The 17,033-nt window shown below is 47.7% G+C and carries 16 protein-coding genes and 6 tRNA genes; 4 read left to right on the top strand and 18 right to left on the bottom strand.

Annotated features, from left to right (window positions below; translation table 11 throughout):
• Positions 1-54: 54 nt before the first annotated feature.
• The 8 genes from L1N85_RS05150 to L1N85_RS05115 all read right to left on the bottom strand — a co-directional run bounded on the left by L1N85_RS05150 (position 55) and on the right by L1N85_RS05115 (position 8,518).
• Positions 55-978, bottom strand: coding sequence for a carbohydrate ABC transporter permease (locus L1N85_RS05150; RefSeq protein ID WP_235235752.1), 924 nt, complete (start codon positions 976-978; stop codon positions 55-57).
• 27 nt (positions 979-1,005) lie between these two features.
• Complete coding sequence (locus L1N85_RS05145; protein WP_235235589.1) at positions 1,006-1,926, bottom strand: ABC transporter permease; 921 nt, start codon at positions 1,924-1,926, stop codon at positions 1,006-1,008.
• A 190-nt stretch (positions 1,927-2,116) separates the two neighbouring features.
• Positions 2,117-3,676 carry a response regulator gene (locus L1N85_RS05140; RefSeq protein WP_235235587.1) on the bottom strand — a complete coding sequence of 520 codons (1,560 nt, stop codon included), beginning with the start codon at positions 3,674-3,676 and terminating at the stop codon, positions 2,117-2,119.
• A 43-nt stretch (positions 3,677-3,719) separates the two neighbouring features.
• Positions 3,720-5,462, bottom strand: a complete 1,743-nt coding sequence (locus L1N85_RS05135) for a sensor histidine kinase (RefSeq protein WP_235235585.1) — start codon at positions 5,460-5,462, stop codon at positions 3,720-3,722.
• 149 nt (positions 5,463-5,611) lie between these two features.
• A complete protein-coding gene (locus tag L1N85_RS05130; protein ID WP_235235583.1) occupies positions 5,612-6,118 on the bottom strand; it encodes a C40 family peptidase in 507 nt (168 codons plus the stop codon).
• 211 nt (positions 6,119-6,329) lie between these two features.
• On the bottom strand, positions 6,330-7,196 hold the full coding sequence (gene hflC / locus L1N85_RS05125) for a protease modulator HflC (protein WP_235235580.1): 867 nt from the start codon (positions 7,194-7,196) through the stop codon (positions 6,330-6,332).
• On the bottom strand, positions 7,193-8,260 hold the full coding sequence (hflK, locus tag L1N85_RS05120) for an FtsH protease activity modulator HflK (RefSeq protein ID WP_235235579.1): 1,068 nt from the start codon (positions 8,258-8,260) through the stop codon (positions 7,193-7,195). The genes hflC and hflK overlap by 4 nt, the downstream gene beginning before the upstream one ends.
• Positions 8,261-8,347: 87 nt before the next feature.
• Entirely contained in the window at positions 8,348-8,518 is a 171-nt protein-coding gene (locus L1N85_RS05115) for a hypothetical protein (RefSeq protein WP_235235577.1), read from the bottom strand.
• Positions 8,519-8,571: 53 nt separating this feature from the next.
• On the opposite strand from L1N85_RS05115, the gene L1N85_RS05110 reads away from it, so the two are divergent.
• Positions 8,572-9,330, top strand: coding sequence for a sensor histidine kinase (locus tag L1N85_RS05110; RefSeq protein ID WP_235235575.1), 759 nt, complete (start codon positions 8,572-8,574; stop codon positions 9,328-9,330).
• An 80-nt stretch (positions 9,331-9,410) separates the two neighbouring features.
• Here the strand turns inward: L1N85_RS05110 and L1N85_RS05105 are convergent, their stop codons facing one another.
• Positions 9,411-10,337, bottom strand: coding sequence for an SPFH domain-containing protein (locus tag L1N85_RS05105; RefSeq protein ID WP_235235573.1), 927 nt, complete (start codon positions 10,335-10,337; stop codon positions 9,411-9,413).
• A 7-nt stretch (positions 10,338-10,344) separates the two neighbouring features.
• Entirely contained in the window at positions 10,345-10,773 is a 429-nt protein-coding gene (locus L1N85_RS05100; protein WP_235235571.1) for an NfeD family protein, read from the bottom strand.
• A gap of 143 nt (positions 10,774-10,916) precedes the next feature.
• Between L1N85_RS05100 and uraA the strand changes: the two genes are divergently transcribed.
• The 3 genes from uraA to L1N85_RS27505 all read left to right on the top strand — a co-directional run bounded on the left by uraA (position 10,917) and on the right by L1N85_RS27505 (position 13,658).
• Positions 10,917-12,221, top strand: coding sequence for a uracil permease (gene uraA / locus L1N85_RS05095; protein WP_235235569.1), 1,305 nt, complete (start codon positions 10,917-10,919; stop codon positions 12,219-12,221).
• A gap of 95 nt (positions 12,222-12,316) precedes the next feature.
• Positions 12,317-12,655, top strand: coding sequence for a L,D-transpeptidase (locus tag L1N85_RS05090; protein WP_235235567.1), 339 nt, complete (start codon positions 12,317-12,319; stop codon positions 12,653-12,655).
• Between the two features lie 106 nt (positions 12,656-12,761).
• Entirely contained in the window at positions 12,762-13,658 is an 897-nt protein-coding gene (locus L1N85_RS27505; RefSeq protein WP_235235565.1) for an AraC family transcriptional regulator, read from the top strand.
• A gap of 5 nt (positions 13,659-13,663) precedes the next feature.
• On the opposite strand, the gene L1N85_RS05080 is transcribed toward L1N85_RS27505, so the two are convergent.
• From L1N85_RS05080 to L1N85_RS05045, 8 genes are all read right to left on the bottom strand, one after another.
• The gene (locus L1N85_RS05080) at positions 13,664-14,815 is read right to left on the bottom strand and encodes a Gfo/Idh/MocA family protein (protein ID WP_235235563.1); all 1,152 of its coding nucleotides are present in this window, start codon (positions 14,813-14,815) and stop codon (positions 13,664-13,666) included.
• Positions 14,816-15,642: 827 nt separating this feature from the next.
• Positions 15,643-15,727 (bottom strand) — tRNA-Leu (locus L1N85_RS05075).
• Between the two features lie 54 nt (positions 15,728-15,781).
• A tRNA-Lys gene (locus L1N85_RS05070) sits at positions 15,782-15,857 on the bottom strand.
• A 49-nt stretch (positions 15,858-15,906) separates the two neighbouring features.
• A tRNA-Glu gene (locus L1N85_RS05065) sits at positions 15,907-15,981 on the bottom strand.
• A 110-nt stretch (positions 15,982-16,091) separates the two neighbouring features.
• Positions 16,092-16,406 (bottom strand): hypothetical protein, encoded by a 315-nt coding sequence (locus L1N85_RS05060; protein ID WP_235235561.1) that lies wholly within the window; start codon positions 16,404-16,406, stop codon positions 16,092-16,094.
• Between the two features lie 180 nt (positions 16,407-16,586).
• Positions 16,587-16,671: transfer RNA gene (locus L1N85_RS05055), tRNA-Leu, on the bottom strand.
• Positions 16,672-16,725: 54 nt separating this feature from the next.
• Positions 16,726-16,801 (bottom strand) — tRNA-Lys (locus tag L1N85_RS05050).
• Between the two features lie 48 nt (positions 16,802-16,849).
• Positions 16,850-16,924: transfer RNA gene (locus tag L1N85_RS05045), tRNA-Glu, on the bottom strand.
• Positions 16,925-17,033: the final 109 nt, after the last annotated feature.

Genomic DNA, 17,033 nt, shown 5'->3' with positions numbered 1-17,033 from the left:
ACCTGTATTCCCCCTAAAAGGTAATTTTTATATGATAACCAGGTTGCCCTGAGGTCATCCTTTTACTGCGCCAATCGTTAAGCCTTGCACGAAATAACGTTGAATGAACGGGTAAGCGAGCAGGATCGGGCCGGTAGCGACAATCGTCATCGCCATCTTCAGGCTTTCGGTCGGTATATTCATAGTCACGACCGCTCCCGAGCTGACCATTGCCTTGCGCATGCCATCCATATTGCCAAGCATTTTGTACAGATAGTATTGAAGCGGCATTAAATTTTCGTTGCTGATAAACAGCAGCGCGTTATACCAATCGTTCCAGTAAGCAAGAGCGATGAACAAGCCGATAGTAGCTAATGCGGGCTTGGATAGAGGCAAAATGAGCTGGATAAAAATCCGGAAGTCGCCCGCCCCGTCAATTTTCGCCGATTCCGTAATCGCTTCGGGAATGCTGCTCATAAACGATTTCATAACGATAATATAGAACACGTTCAGCAGCATCGGGAGAATGAGCACGATCAGCCTATCCTTTAGATCAAGATAGTTGACGATCATCAAATACCAAGGTACAAGCCCCCCGCTGAACAGTGTCGTAAAGAAGAAGAAAAACGAAAACTTATTGCGCCATTTAAAATCCTTGCGCTGCAGCACGTAGGCCGTCATCGCCGTTAAGAACAGTCCGGCCAAAGTGCCGAGCGCCGTTACCGCGATCGTTACGCCATACGCTTTCAGCATCTGAGCGGGATATTTAAACAAGAGCGTGTAAGCCTCGACCGAGAACGCCGTTGGAATCAGCTGAAATCCGTTCTCGACGATTTTGGCTTCCTCTGTCAGCGAGGAGGAAATGATTAAAAGAAACGGTATGATGCACACAATCGCCAGCAGCGAAATAAACACATATCCGATAATCGTAAGCAGCAGGCGGTCAATTTGCTTTTTACCCGCGCCTCTGGGCGCATTGCCCGTTTTTTCATTAGTCATAGCAGCACTCATGGTCATTCCTCCGTTTTAGAACAAAGCGTGATCTTTGTCATATTTACGTACCGCGTAGTTTGCCAGCAAGATCGTCGCAAAACCAAGTACGGATTGATAAAAGCCCGCTGCGGCCGACAGCCCGATTTCGTTCGACGTCGTCAGCGACCGGAATACGAAGGTGTCAATGACGTCGGTCGAAGAGAACAGCAGTCCGTTATTTCCGACCATGTTGTAGAACATGCCGAAGTCGCCTCTAAAGATGTTGCCGACAGCAAGCAGCACCAGAATAATGATCGTTGGATACAAATTAGGAATCGTAATATGGAAAATCCGCTCAAAAACGTTCGCGCCGTCGATCTCGGCCGCCTCGTACATTTCCGTATCGATGCCCGTGATCGCAGCCAAGTACATAACCGAGCCATAACCTAATGCCTTCCAAGCGGAAACCAATACAAGAATGAACGGCCAATAAGAAGGCGTGTTGTAAATGTCAATCCGCTCGAGGCCGAACGCTGTCAGAATGGAGTTCAACGTTCCCACATCGTAGTTGAACAGGTTATAGGCGATAGCGCCTACGACGACCCACGAAATGAAGTAAGGCAGAAACATGACAGTTTGCGATATTTTCCGGAACCATTTGCCCACCGCTTCGAATAATAAGATCGCTGCTGCGATTTGCAGCACGTTATTGACGATAATGAACGCAATATTGTAAAGAGCGGTATTTCTCGTTACCATCCAGGCATTGCCCGATTCGAAGAAAAACCGGAAATTGTCCAGCCCGTTCCAAGGGCTTCCGAATATGCCGCCGCCGTAATTAAACTGTTTAAATGCAAGCACGATACCGGCCATTGGCACGTAAGCAAACAATATAAAAAACAGGACTGCCGGTATCAGCATAAGCAGCAGCGTTTTGTTCTTTCGTACATCGCCCAAAAATCCGTGTCGGTTCATCTGTACTCTCCTCCCGTAATCTCTCTGTGTAATCATTATATAAAGAAGTAGAGAGCAGCATAATGAAGGCAAACAACTAAAAGTAATACTTAATCTACGATTTGAAGCTAAGAGGTTTATATCCATAGGCCAAATAGCAAAAAAAAAGCCCGCTATCGGTTAAGATACGAGCTTACGTTTTTCATTTCAGCTATATTTTATGCTTTTTGCGGTACTCGCCCGGCGTCATTCCCGTCGACTGCTTAAACTGGCGGTTGAAGTAAATGATGTTTTTGTAGCCTACCCGATTGGCGATCTCATATATTTTGAGCGTAGGATCGGCAAGAAGCTCGCATACCCGGTTCATCCGCCTTTCGTTCAAAAAATCGCTGAACAGCGTGCCCGTTTCCTCTTTAAACAAATGTCCAAGATAATTCGGCGTAAAATCGAAGTTGACCGCTACCTCCTTAAGGGTAACGCGATACTCCAGCCGTTCGTCGATATACTTCATGATTTCCTCGACCAGCTTGCGCTTTTGCTTTTGATTCTTAACGTACAGCAGCTCCGACAATTCGAAAAATCTTCGTCTTAGCCACGAGAGGATATCATCCATCGTCTCGAATTGAAACAATACGGCCGGCTGATGCGATTCCCATTTGAGAAGTTCGTACAGATTTTCGTTTTGCTGCAGCAAATCCGCATGAAGCTTAGACGTAATTCGAATAATAAGATCGTAAATGTCGCTCTTCTGGGACAATGACACATGACGGTTAAACAGCTTTAACAAGCAATCGTCAATCGCAACTAAATCATATTCCAGTATAGCTGCAAGCATTTGCTCGACGATTACTTCTAAATTAGTCGCGAAAGCCCCAGTCGGCGACAATTTGGAACCATCCTTTATCAAACGATTTTTACCTAACAGCCATTTCGCGCTTAATGCAGCTTGAGCCTGCCGATAGGACTTGTGCAATTGTCTCATTTCATTGCCATAAATCCCAGTACCGATCGTAACCGTAACGGGAAATGCTTGACGTACCGCTTGAATGAGCTCCTCGAGCAAGGCTGTGAAACGATCCTCCTGAACAGCCGATAGCACGACGAAGCGGGCGTCGTGGCTTATGATCAATGTGCCTATGCCTTTTTCCATCGCAAATTGCTCGATAAATATGGAAATTTTTGTAATGAATGTTCGTCTTTCTTCCTCCGGAATTTTCCATTCCAGATCATCGGTTTCGATAATGGCTGCGGCAGTACCGAGTTGCAGGTGCGGCGCTAGAAACTCTCGGATATGCTGCTCCATGGCTTCTCCCAAAGTTGGATCATTGAACCAGCGCAGAAGCAGCTCCTGATTGACAAGCGACATGGCTTCCGCTACGCTGCGATTTTGTTCTCTTTCCTTTTCTACCTTATCGCATAAGGAAGCGAGCATGTCGTACAGCTCAGCATCATCAACGGGCTTCAGCAGATAACCGGAAGCATTGATTTGCAGCGCCTCTTTCGCATAACCAAAATCCTCATGCCCGCTTATGAATACGATTTGAACCTGCGGATTGAGCTCCTTGGCCTTGCGCGCAAATTCCATACCGCTCATGATCGGCATGCGGATATCAGATAGAATAATATCCACATGCTCCGACTCCAAAATCTTTAATGCGCTGAAGCCGCTATTCGCCGTTCCGATCACCTGTAAGGCGAGATCACTGCTGACCACCCTGCGGCGCAGCCATTCAAGATCGATCGCTTCATCATCAACCAACAAAATATTCATCTATGCCTATGCCCCTTTGCTTTAACTTGTTGCAACCGGATACTTAATAACCATTCTCGTCGGAATTTCGTTTGTCGCCTATATCAACCGGAAGCCGGATGAGTACCGTGGTTCCCCCTCCGTACACGCTTCCGATATGAATGCCGAACTCATCGCCGTATCTTAGCTTAATGCGGTCGTCTACATTTTTTAGCCCATAGCTATCCGATTGGCTAGGCCCGGCCAGCACATTTTTCACCGTATTCGGCTTCATGCCGATCCCGTTGTCGATGACCTTGAGCTCGATGTTTTCTCCGACCCGCCTGCCGGTAATGCGAATCGCGATCTGCTCGCCAAACCAGGCATGCTTAAATATATTTTCAACGAAAGGCTGCAAAATCAATTTAATGACCTGACAATCGGCGATGTCTGAATCGATGTCGAAATAAACGGTAAAGGCATCAGCGTACTTGATTTTTTGAATATCCAAATAAGTCTCAATCTGTTCCAGCTCTTTCTCGAGAGGAATATACACGTTCCCTTGGTTTAATGACAGCCTGTAAAATTTAGCGAGACCGCTAACCATGCCCGTTACCTTCTGCGTTTCCCCGAGATTGGCCAGACTGCTTATCGTTGATAACGTGTTATATAAAAAATGAGGATTGATCTGCGCCTGCAGCGCTTCAAGCTCCGCCTGCTTCTTCTGTATCCCCTGCACATAGACGCTCTTAATGAGCTCCTGTATATTGGACGCCATAATGTTATAGGCATCGGCAATATGGACAAACTCATCGTTTCCGCTGAAGCGCAGCCTTTTCTGGAAATTCCCCTCCTGGAAGGAACGCAGAAAGGTTACAATCCGTTTCATCTTCCGTCCCGACAACCGTGCCACGATAAAACCGATAAAGGCCATAACCAGGAAGCTGATTGCGCATACTGTAAAAATTGCGGATTGCAAACGGCTGGCGTCCTTGGCAAGGTACGAATAGGGGACAAGCGTCTCAATAACAACCCCCGTCTCGGGAATGCTTTCCTTCAAAATAAGAAACGAGTCGGAGTTGACCGGTTCGCCCGTTTCACCGCGCTGATAAAGGTTCGTACCTGTAGATTCGTCGAGAAGACGGAGGACGATGCCTTCCTCAACCGGGAACGTATTGAAATCGCCTAGCAGATCGTTCAACCTGGTCGTTATTCTGATGTAACCGATCACGGTTTTATAGTCGCTATAGGATACCAGCCTGCGAATATGGGAAACGTTCTCCAGATCCTGATCTGTATCGACCTGAAGCCATAAGTTATCCATTCCTGAGCTTTGAAGGGAGCGATACCATTGGCTATTCGCGATTTCGGCAAACGGGAGCACGTAATAATCGCTGTCCTTTATTTGCTCCGTCATATTGTCGCCAAGAATATAGTTAAGATTCTCGTTAGTCGCATATACGATTAGACGGATATGATTTCCATACAATTGCAGCGGCGCTTGCATTTGCGGAACGATTTCATCCAGCATGATCAAATAATTTTCCAACGAGTCTCCTTTTTTCTGAAGCGCGCGCTGAAACGCTTGGCTCCCGAAGAATGAATCGGACATTCGTTGCATTTCGTCCAGCTGGTATTTTAGATTGTTTCGAGTCTGCTCCATCGCGGTGCGAATATTGGTTTCAGCCATTTCCGTCCTCGATTGAATCAGCATCGAATAGGAAATATAACCGATAAATACGTCAGTCACTAGCACTAGTAAGAGGTATGGGATCATCATTTTATAAGTAAAGGGCATAAAGCTTTTATTGCGTTTCTGTTTCGTCATTGGCTCACCTGCTCTTATCTCATGTAATAGGACAAATGATATACGATCTTACAAAAGAAATAAATAGCGCGCATCATGAGACGCAAAAAAGCGGTGATCCGGAACAGTTTAGCCTGCTCTTGACCGCCGCTTGCTTTATGGGACTATAATTACAGCACTCTGCGAGCGCTGACGTATTTGTCTTTCCAATATCCAGTAGTTAAGCTGTTGACCGCGAGTCCATCCTTGACAGGCGTGTTATGAATGAACTTTCCGCTGCCCATATAAATGCCGACATGGTTGATGACGCGATTATTTACGCCGATTGTATCGAAAAATACGAGATCACCCTTGCGAAGATTGCTTTTGCTAACGCCATAGCCTTGAGATTTCTGGTACTTGGTTCCCCATTTCAATTCGACTCCTACTTTACGGTAGATAAATTGCGTGAACGAGGAGCAGTCGAAGATTAGGCGGCTCGAATTTTTCGTGCCCCAATCGTAGCTGACGCGGCCGCTGTAGCTCTTTGCCAAGCTAATGACCTTATCCGCTTTCGAGCTTGTCGCAGCCGATACCGTGGAAGCTTCCGGGGCTTGTACAAATTCAAAAGCCGTAAAACCAGTAGTCGCGCACATGCTTACAAGGATGACCTTCGTGATGAATTTTCTTAGCTGCATTTGCTTGTTACCTCCATGTGTGTGATAGTAACAAATATAGCAGGTTTGCCATTACCTAAATTATAACTCTAAGAAAAAAAAAGTAGCATTTACGGGGCTTTGCGCCCATTAATTAAAAAAAAATGAGAATTGCTTAATCTAAATTAAAATCCAAAAAGAGACCACCCCGGTCCTTGACCATTCAGGCAGTCTCTACGCTTATTCGTGAAAACTATTGGCCTAACAAGATCTTCGCGTAAGGTGAATCGATCGGAATCATAATGACCGGCTCATTCTTCAACGTCGTCGCATAGCTCTCGAGCGTCCGGTAGAAGTTGTAGAACTGCGGATCGCTTCCGTAGGCGCGATTATAAATTTTCGCCGCTTCGCCCTCGCCCTCCGCGACAATTTTTTTCGCATCGGATTGTGCCTGCGCCAGCAGCTCGGTCGCGGTTCGATCCGCCTTAGACGTAATTTTACGTGATTCCTCGTCGCCCTCCGACAAATAGCGGGCTGCGATCGATTGCCGGTCGGAAATCATTCGGTTGTATACGCTTTGTTTATTTTGCTCCGGCAAATCGGTACGCTTAATACGCACGTCAATGACTTCTATGCCGTAGTCGTCTCTTTTTAATGCCTCTATGACATCATTCGTAATCTCATCATTAATATTGCCTCTTTCCGTGTTCTCGCTAATGATGTTGTCATAGTTCACTTCGGACAGCTTCCGTCTGACCGAGTTGTATACAGCCTCATCGAGGCGTTGAACGCCCCCGCTTACCGTTTGAACGGTTCTTAAAAATTGCGAAGCGTTCGTAATCCGCCATACCGTATAGTTATCGACAACTATCGGCTTCTGATCCTTCGTTAAAATTGTGGTCGGGGTGCTCTCGTACGTCATTTGATACTTGGGCAGCGTCGACACGTTCTCTATGAAGGGAATCTTAAGCTTTAATCCCGGTTCTCCAGTGGCTCTCATGGCTTCGCCGAAGCGGAGGATGACCTTATATTCGCCTTCCTTCACGATATACATCGAGCCTGAAAGAAAAATAAGTGCAAGCACCCCAACGATAATACTTATCCAATGATTTGTTTTCATTGTGCGTCTCCTCCCTGCGGAGCCGTTGCAGCAGGCGGTGTCGCAGCTGGCGGAGCCGTTGCGCTATTCGATCCGCTGCGCAGCAGTTCATTTAATGGTAAGTAGTTTACAGTGTCGCTGTTCGAATTCGTAATGAAAATTTGCGCATTAGGCAATATTTTTTCTAATGTCTCAAGCACCAAACGGCTTTGCGTAACACCCGGGTTGTTCTTATATTCTGCGTATATCGCATTGAACTTCGCTACGTCGCCCTCAGCATTTAATATACGCGATTTTTTCTGACCCTCCGCGATTTCGAGGAGCGCCTGTGCCTCGCCGCGCGCTTTCGGAATGCGGTCATTCTCGTATTTCGCCGCGTTGTTGATTTTCGTGTTTTTCTCTTCCCGCGCGTTCGTTACCTCACGGAATGCTTCCGCAACCTGGCCGCTCGGCGGCTCAATGTCCTGGAACTTAATGTCGATGATCTGAATGCCCGTATTGTATTTGGCCTGCAGCTCGATCAGTCTCTCACGAACCTTGTCCTGGATTACCGTCTTACCGTCGGTAATAGCGTAATCCAGCTTCTCCGAACCGATTACCGAGCGGATTGACGAGCTTGCCGCATTGCGCAAAAATTGCTCTGCATCATCGATATTGAACAAGAAATCGCGAATATTGCTAATTTTCCACTGGACGACGGCGTCAGCGGATACAATATTTTCGTCTCCCGTAATCATCATCGCTTCGTCTTCCACCGGCGTTTCTTGATTGCCGTTCACGCGGTATCCGATATGAATACGCTGTGTGAGCTCTGCCGGAACGGTATGAATTTGCTGGATAGGATAAGGCCATTTGAAATGCAGCCCCGCAGAGCTCTCCCCCGTATACTTGCCGAAGGTCATAATAGCGGCGCGCTCTTGCTCCTGAACCGTGTAAAACGATGTTGATCCTACAAAGATAACAATGACAGCCGCCGCGATGCCGAATACCAGCTTCTTCACCGTACCCGGCTTAAGTTCCGCAGGCCTGCGCGTGTTGACATGCGCAACATTTGGGCCATGATTTTGATCCTGATCGTTACTCAATAATATCTCTCCCCTTCTAAAAAATGATGCACGATAGGGGTAATACGTTGAAGTAAGGCAAAGGTCACGGTTTTTTTTATTTTAATCCTAGAGGCAGCGCCTATGCTGGCGCATAAACTGCTTAAACAGCAGCAGCTTTGACTCAGCAGGCTCTAGCACCGTGCAATGCTCCTCTGCGCCTGCCTCCAAGCTCCATTCCTTTCCGTTCCATAAATCTCGTAAGACAAGCCCCTTTGAGGAATCTATGCCCAGTCTCATTCGCCTTGCCATACGCTTCAAGTCCGTCACGGTAATCAGGGAACGCAGTCGGAATGATGCGCCGCATCGAGAGAGAGGAATTCGAACTCGTCGACATCCGGCCGCTTGGGCGGGACGAGATCGGTCAGCTGGGCAACGTGCTGCGAAAAATGACCCAAAGGCTGAATAGCTTAATTTCCGATGTGTGCAAGAAGGAAATCGATAAGAAGGAAGCGGAGATGAATGTGCTGCAGGCTCAAATTAACCCGCATTTTCTATATAATACGCTTGCTTCCATCTCCTCTCTCGCCATTAGAAACTCGGACCCGCGAATGAACAAAATGGTCACCGATCTGGCCAAGTTCTATCGCATTTCCCTCAATAAAGGGAAAAGCCGCATGTCGATCAATGAGGAAATTCAGCTTACTAAATATTACGTATCCATTCAGCAAGTGAGGTTCGCCGACCTGCTGCGCGTCCACTATCAGATCGACGAGTCGGTGCTGCCCTGCCCGATCGTGAAGCTGACGCTGCAGCCATTCGTGGAAAACTGCATAAACTATGCGATTTGGGACGATAAGCTTGGGATTAACATCATCATCAAAGCTTACCGGGAAGGAGCCGATATCACTCTCAAAATCATAGACGACGGCATGGGGATGCGAGGCGGAAACTTCCGTGAGCTTCCGGAGAGCGGGGACACTTTATCCGGTTACGGCATTCGCAACGTGGACAATCGGATCAAGCTGCTATTCGGCGACTCCTTCGGAGTCTCCGTGTACAGCAGGCTTGGCATCGGCACGACGGTGACGATTCGAATTCCGGGCCGGTAAATCACTGGCAGCGCAAAAAAAATGCCCCGCAAGCAGATCAATCCGCTCGCGGGACATCAAAAACTCTATCACCGTTATCGTTACTTGCCCTCTTTCAGCATTTCCCCTATCGCCCCAATGCTCCCGAGCGTCTCGACCGCCCTCGTTGGAATGAACACTTTATTCGCCGCTCCATTCGCTATATCCTTCAACGCTTCGAGCGAGCGGTAGGTCAGCACTTGATCATCCAAACCAGCCGAGCGAATAAGCTCGATCCGGCTTTTCTCCGCCTCGGCAATCGCCTGAATCGCTTTCGCTTCGCCTAGCGCCTCTAGCTCCTTAGCCTGACGTACGCCCTCCGCTTGGCGAATGCGGGCTTCCTTGTCGCCCTCCGCCTTTAGTATTTTGCTTTGCTTATCGCCTTCCGCCCGCAATATCATATCCTGCTTGGCCGCCTCAGCATCAAGCACCATCGCCCGCTTGCTGCGCTCCGCCTTCATTTGCTTATCCATCGCATCCTGAATGTCTGCCGGCGGCTGAATGTCGATAACCTCGACCCGCTCGATCCGCACGCCCCACTTTTCCGTCGCTTCATCTAAAGCAACGCGAATATCGGACGATATTTTCTCGCGTCCTGACAACGTTTCGTCGAGCTCCATTTTGCCGATAATTTGCCGCATCGTTGCCGTACTAATATTTCGTACGCCGTATACGTAATCCGAAATGCCGTATGTAGCCTGCTCCGGACCGGTTACCTGATAAAAAATAATCGTATCGATTTTCACCTGCACATTATCCTTTGTGATGACCGTTTGCGGAGGCACGTTGGCTTGCTGAATGCGCAAATCATGATAGGTTCGGACATGATCGATAATCGGGATAAGAATGTTTACGCCCGGCGTAAGCAGTCGATTGAATTTACCCAACCGTTCCACAACGCCAATCCTTTGCTGTGGGACGATTTTGATCGATAGTGCAACGAATACGACAACGATAATCAATAAAATAAACGTTACTAATATACCCACTACACGATCAGCCTCCCCATTTTTCAACCAGCAATACGGCGTTTCCGCGACTGACTACAATGATAGATTCGCCCTTCACCAGCGGAACGCCAGATGTCGCGCTCCACGTTTCATTGCCAACCTTGACAATTCCGGGAGCGTCCGCCGCGACAGCCTCAAGCACGATGCCCTGTTTGCCGACCAATTCGTCCATAACATCCTTGTAGTCGTGAGAGGCATGAAAGCGACGAGTAATAGGCTTGGTAAATACGGTCAAAATAAGGACAACCACACAGCCGATCACTACTTCGAGCACTAGCGCACCTGGGAAAAATAAATCAATGACTGCGGCGAAGACGGCACCGATACCGAGCCAAAGCAAGTAAAACGTAAGCGTAAGCATTTCGACGACTACCATTATGCCGGCGAGAATTAGCCATACCACCCACAATTCCATCTTGTCACCTGCCTTTCCTAAATAATGTATTCGTTATTGTCCATCCTATGATAAGAAAACACTTGCCAAACCGATACTGAACTATGTAGAATCGACAAGGGTCATTCCTGAAACCAGATATATTAATGGAGGCAAAATTCAATATGAAAAACGCAATCGGGGTTCATGAGAGACCCCCTACCCTTCAAAGCATCATGCTCAGCCTGCAGCATCTTTTTGCCATGTTCGGTTCAACCGTGCTCGTGCCTAACTTACTCGGCGTCGATCCGGCGATATGTTTGCTAATGAACGGTATCGGCACCTTGCTATATTTATGGATTTGCAAAGGAAAAATTCCCGCTTATTTGGGCTCGAGCTTCGCATTCCTCGCACCGGCTGGCGCCGTTATCGGGGATCAAGCAGCCGGCGGCGGCAGCTATGCAGCCGCTCTGGGAGGATTTATTATTGCCGGCTTGATATTCACAATCGTAGCATTCATTATTCATGCGGCGGGCACGGGCTGGATTAACATCGTGTTTCCGCCGGCTGCCTTGGGTGCTATCGTTGCCATCATCGGTTTGGAGCTTATTCCGGTTGCGGCTCAGATGTCAGGATGGATTATAAAGCCTGGTCAAAATCCGGCAACCTGGTCGCCAGATCCGAGCATCGTGGCCCTTTCAACGATTACGCTCGCCGTAACGGTGCTTGGTTCCGTGCTGTTTCGCGGCTTTATGCGCATCATTCCGATTCTGTTCGGTATCGTTACCGGTTACGTCATCGCCTATTTCATGGACTTTACGGACTTCAGCGCCGTTGCCGAAAACGGCTGGGTCCAATCGCCGCATTTCACATTCCCTGCTTTTCAGTGGACAGCGATCATCGCCATTGCTCCAGCTGCGCTTGTCGTCATTGCCGAGCACATCGGACATCTGGTCGTGACAGGCAACATCGTCGACAAGGATTTGTCGAAAGATCCCGGTCTTCACCGCTCCATGCTCGGTAACGGCATTTCAACGGTACTTTCCGGCTTCGTCGGCTCAACCCCGAACACGACCTACGGCGAAAACATCGGCGTTCTGGCCATAACGAAGGTATATTCGACTTTCGTTATCGGGGGCGCAGCCGTCATTGCAATCGTGCTGTCATTCTCAGGCAAGTTTTCCGCTTTGATCTCGAGTATTCCCGAGCCGGTTATGGGCGGCGTGTCGCTGCTCCTGTTCGGCGTAATCGCGGCATCCGGGCTTCGGATGCTCGTCGAATCCAAGGTCGATTACAGCAAGCCGACCAACCTATTTCTGACGACTGTCGTGCTCGTTACCGGCCTTAGCGGCGTGAAGCTGACGATTGGCGATTTCTCTCTGTCCGGCATGGCGCTTGCTACTGTAGTCGCAATCATGCTTAGCCTTCTGTTCAAGCTGTTTGAGGTGCTGAAGCTCTCGAACGATCATGAAGGATCTGGTCTTAAATAGGAAAGGGGCGCCTGGGTTGGCGCCCCTTTTTCGTTAAGCAATGAGACAGCTTCCTTTCCCTTCACATACCATAAAGCGAAAGGAGTGGAGCAAGCATGCCCGCTTATCGCATTATCGTCGATCTGTCCGATCGTCATTTGCATCTGTTGGACGGCGACATCGTTGTCCGATCCTTCCCCGTAGGCATCGGCAGAATGGTCACTCAAACGCCGACCGGCGAATTTACCATTATTAATAAGCAAGCGAATCCCGGCGGTCCGTTCGGCGCTTTCTGGATGGGACTCTCCAAGCCGCATTACGGCATTCACGGCACCAATGATCCGTCCTCCATCGGCCGTATGGTTTCGCAAGGCTGCATACGCATGTATAACGATGATGTAGTCGCTTTATCTCAAATTGTGCCCGTACGCACAAGGGTGACGATTCGACCCTAATGAACTGAAGCCCTCTCGGTCATGGGCCGGGAGATCTTCGCCTTTCAAGTATGCAAATATGTTAAAATAATAGAAGCTATCACTCTTTAATAAAGGATGTGCTTCCGTGTCCTACATCCATAGCATCGATCTTCGCGAGCTCCCGCTCTATTTTGCTTACCAACGCTCGAGCTATGAAGCAGAGCACTATCCAGGAACGTTTCATGCCCATCAAGGCATTGAAATTTTATATATCCATCAAGGAAAGGGCACCCTCATCCTCGAGCAGAAAAGCTATGAGCTGTCGGCGGGGATATTATGCATTTTCCAGCCTTATCAGCTCCATCACGTTCAGGTTGAAATAAGTCCGGATATGCCCTTTATTCGTTCCATTGTACATTTTGAGCCTCATGCCTATGAGGCCTATTTCGAGAAATGGCCGAGCCTTCATGCCTTCTTCAAACAGATGCACACGAGCAAGCTCGCCCAGCCATGCATCTATAACGCGGGAGAACACGAGCTTCTGCTCAACCTGCTGCGGGACTGGAATGAAACGCTGCCGCGCTTATCCAGAAACGAATATTTTGAAGAAATTTCACTATTCCTCCTTGCATTTCTGCGGATACTCAAGCAGCTATGGGAGCGGCAGACGACGAGAACAACGACAGTCGCTGCCAGAAACATGCATCATGCCGAACGCATATTGGAATGGCTCGAGCTTCACTACAAAGAGCCTTTGCGCCTGGAGGATATGGCGAGCGAGCTGCACTTGTCTCCATACCATCTATCCCATTTGTTTAAGGATTGCACAGGGAGCAGTATTTCCGACTACATTACCGCCAAAAAAACGCAGCAAGCGATCCTGCTCCTTACCGCAACCAGGCTTTCGATCTCCAGAATCGGCGAAGAAATCGGCATTACAAGCTGCTCTTATTTTTGTAAGCTGTTTAAGTCCCAAACCGGCATTACGCCACATCAATACCGTAAGCAGTTTCAGCAAAAAATATACCCACAGCGGCTTTAAACCGATTATTTATAGTCGCTGCCCGTTGTGATCGAAAGGTCCGAGAAGTTTTCTACCGAAGCATTCTTTTCATAAAAATGAGTAACGCGCTCTTGCATTGCGCTTCTCGTATAGAATGGATCATCCTTGCTTATCGGGAACCGCACAAGCTCACCTGTGCTCGCCGACTTATAAATGCCCACGATAAGCTCAAGTGTCTGGCGGCCGTTTAACCCGTCAATAAGCAATGGGGCTCCAGTCTCGATGGCGGTAAGCACGTTATCGATTTGGCCGGCATGACCCTCGTAAATCACTTCAGGCAAGGCATCGTAATAGCGCTGCAGCTCATCCTCTAGCAGCGGGTTCGGCTCGGGAAAGCCGTTCGCCATAGACGTCGACGCTATCCTTTTCCAAGGGGTGGAGACACGTGCCTTTGACCCTTGGAAAATCAGCTGCTGCTCCTCGCCATGGTGCACGACGGAGCTCGTAACCTGGGCAAGCGCTCCGTTTGCATACCTCAGCATTCCGATTGACAGATCCTCAACCTCAGCATTATCATGCGAAACATTCGTCATGAAAGCCTGCACTTCGGTCGGACTGCCCATCATCCACAGCAAGGCGTCGATATGATGTACCGCATGATTTAACGTACAGCCTCCGCCCTCCTTCTCCCAGGTACCGCGCCACCACAAATCATAGTAGCAATGTCCGCGCCACCAGAACGAGTCGGCCTGGGCGTGAACGATTTTGCCCATCAACCCGCTATCGAGCACAGCTTTCAGTTTCATCATCGGTGTCTTGAATCTATTCTGAGCGATGACCGACAGCAGCTTTCCGCTCCTGCTTGCCGCCTCATTCATAAGGTCGCATTCCTCCAAGGAGGAAGCCATCGGCTTCTCGATTACGACATGCTTACCTGCCTCGAGAAAAGCAACCGCCAGATCAGCGTGCGTATATGGCGGCGTACAAATCGATACGAGATCAATATCATCGTGAAGCAGCTCGCTGTAATCCTTCACCGCTCTGGCATTCAACTTATGCTCCTGAATTCTTGCAATGGCCTTATCTTCATAAATATCGCTGATGGCAACAATCTCGCAGCGCTCCGGAAACTGCAAATACGAATTGATATGAGCGTTAGATATAGCCCCTGCCCCTATAATAGCTACCTTAAGCATCGTAGAAACCTCCTTATTCGAAAGCATAAGCTTTTCGTATTGCCATAAGCTTACCAAAGATGAGATTTCAAAAGTATGCATAGATTGTTTGAAAATGACGCTGCTTTGCGGTATTTCTCTACCGATGACAATATGGGAACCTGATTATGTAAGAATAAGGCCGATTAAGAAACTCACCGTACCAGCAATAGATTCTACGGACAAGAGCCGGAACTTGATCAAGATTCGGCTTTTGTATTTCTTACCGTAATGCCTACTGCGTAAATTACTTTCATGACAATAAGGAGTAAATAAGGGCGCTGACGTCCGTTAAAATTTGAAAAGAGACGTTTCAGGTGGAATAGCGTACGCTGTGTCCGTTAGAGAGGATTTTCGAAGATGAACCATTCGAAGATGCAAATCGCAGCTATAGAACAAGATACCATTGTCCAGTTTAAGGCAGATTCCTTAGGAACTGCCGATCTAGGTAGTACTAGTTTGCTTTGCTATGATCCTTTTTTAAGGAAGCACGAGAAGTAAAGAACTTAAAAAACAGTTCGAAAGATTACCGTAGAGTAACTCGACCCATTGCTCAAGCACTTACTATTGCATAAGTTTACTATAAAGTAATTGAAATTGTAATATATAGGAATAGTTTTGACCAAGGACAAAAAGTTCAATAATCGTCGTACAGAAATAGGACTTTATTTTCACGTCCTAGTTCGCCTCTGTTTTTTTGTGAAAATAAGTGCTTCTTCGCAGCTAACCTATTCCCATTTTCACTTCGCTCCAAAAATTCAAACATCAAAAAATCCCTTGCGCCGCAAGGGATTTCAGTTGGTTATGTATGGTGCGGTAGACAGGATTTGAACCTGCACGTCCATGGGACACTACCCCCTCAAGATAGCGTGTCTGCCGTTCCACCACTACCGCACATTTGAAGTTTATGTCTTCCCTCACTCGCATCCGCTTCAAGGAAGAAACAAATGGTGAGCCATGAAGGACTCGAACCTTCGACACCCTGATTAAAAGTCAGGTGCTCTACCAACTGAGCTAATGGCTCTCACTGTGACTGTAAAGCAACTCTGGAGAGCTCTTCACTTGAAAATAATTGGTGACCCGTAGGGGATTCGAACCCCTGTTACCTCCGTGAAAGGGAGGTGTCTTAACCCCTTGACCAACGGGCCATTTCGTACCTAATAACAAGTCATCTTTGAGACAACAAAAATGATTATACCAGCTTGTCTGGTAGAGTTCAAGCATTTTTTATAAAACCAACTCGATCGTTAAATAATCTTTACTCTAACGACTCCGCTTTAAACACGTTATCCAGCTTGTCTTCCGGTGAAAGCCTCTTCTTAAGCGGTACCTTAACATCTCTGCCTAATTCCTTGAAGAAGGTGTCTACGTCGCATTCCACTTTATCCACAAGAACTGAAAGAACGCCTCTGTCGATAATCGCTTCATTTCCTTCTTCCGGCACGGTTACCTCGATCGAATATTTCTTCATAAGCGTGTTGCTGTATCTCGCGAAAATTTCCAATAATTCTTCATTGTTAAATTTCGCAATTGCTGCTTGTCCCTTGTTCGTAAAATTCAAATTGATTCTCATGTTCACAGCTCCTCATTTCAAATGATGCATCTGTTTGGACGGCATTAGCAACTTATAACGAAAAAACCACTCTCTAGTCAGATTTATGATCTGAATATAAAGTGGCAGCATCTATCAGAAAAGTGTTCATATCGCTACACCTTCTAAATTCACCTATATACATGGGCAAAAATTAAGTTATGGTGCGGTAGACAGGATTTGAACCTGCACGTCCATGGGACACTACCCCCTCAAGATAGCGTGTCTGCCGTTCCACCACTACCGCACATTTAAAGTATATATCATCCTTCACTCGCATTCGCTTCGAGGCAGAAGCAAATGGTGAGCCATGAAGGACTCGAACCTTCGACACCCTGATTAAAAGTCAGGTGCTCTACCAACTGAGCTAATGGCTCTCACTGTGATGTAAAGCAACTCTGGAGAGCTCTTCACTTGAAAATAATTGGTGACCCGTAGGGGATTCGAACCCCTGTTACCTCCGTGAAAGGGAGGTGTCTTAACCCCTTGACCAACGGGCCTTATTAATAATTGATTATTGCAGCTTCACAAGGCTATAACTTAAAGGGACAAATAAAAAAGACCGGTTGAACGGCCTCCCCGTTGCAAGCACTTGAAAAAATCATGTGG

Origin of the sequence: Paenibacillus alkaliterrae (assembly GCF_021532375.1) — a bacterium.
Taxonomy (GTDB): domain Bacteria; phylum Bacillota; class Bacilli; order Paenibacillales; family Paenibacillaceae; genus Pristimantibacillus; species Pristimantibacillus alkaliterrae.
Note: the sequence above shows the minus strand (reverse complement) of the source record. Positions and strands in the feature narration are given on the sequence as shown.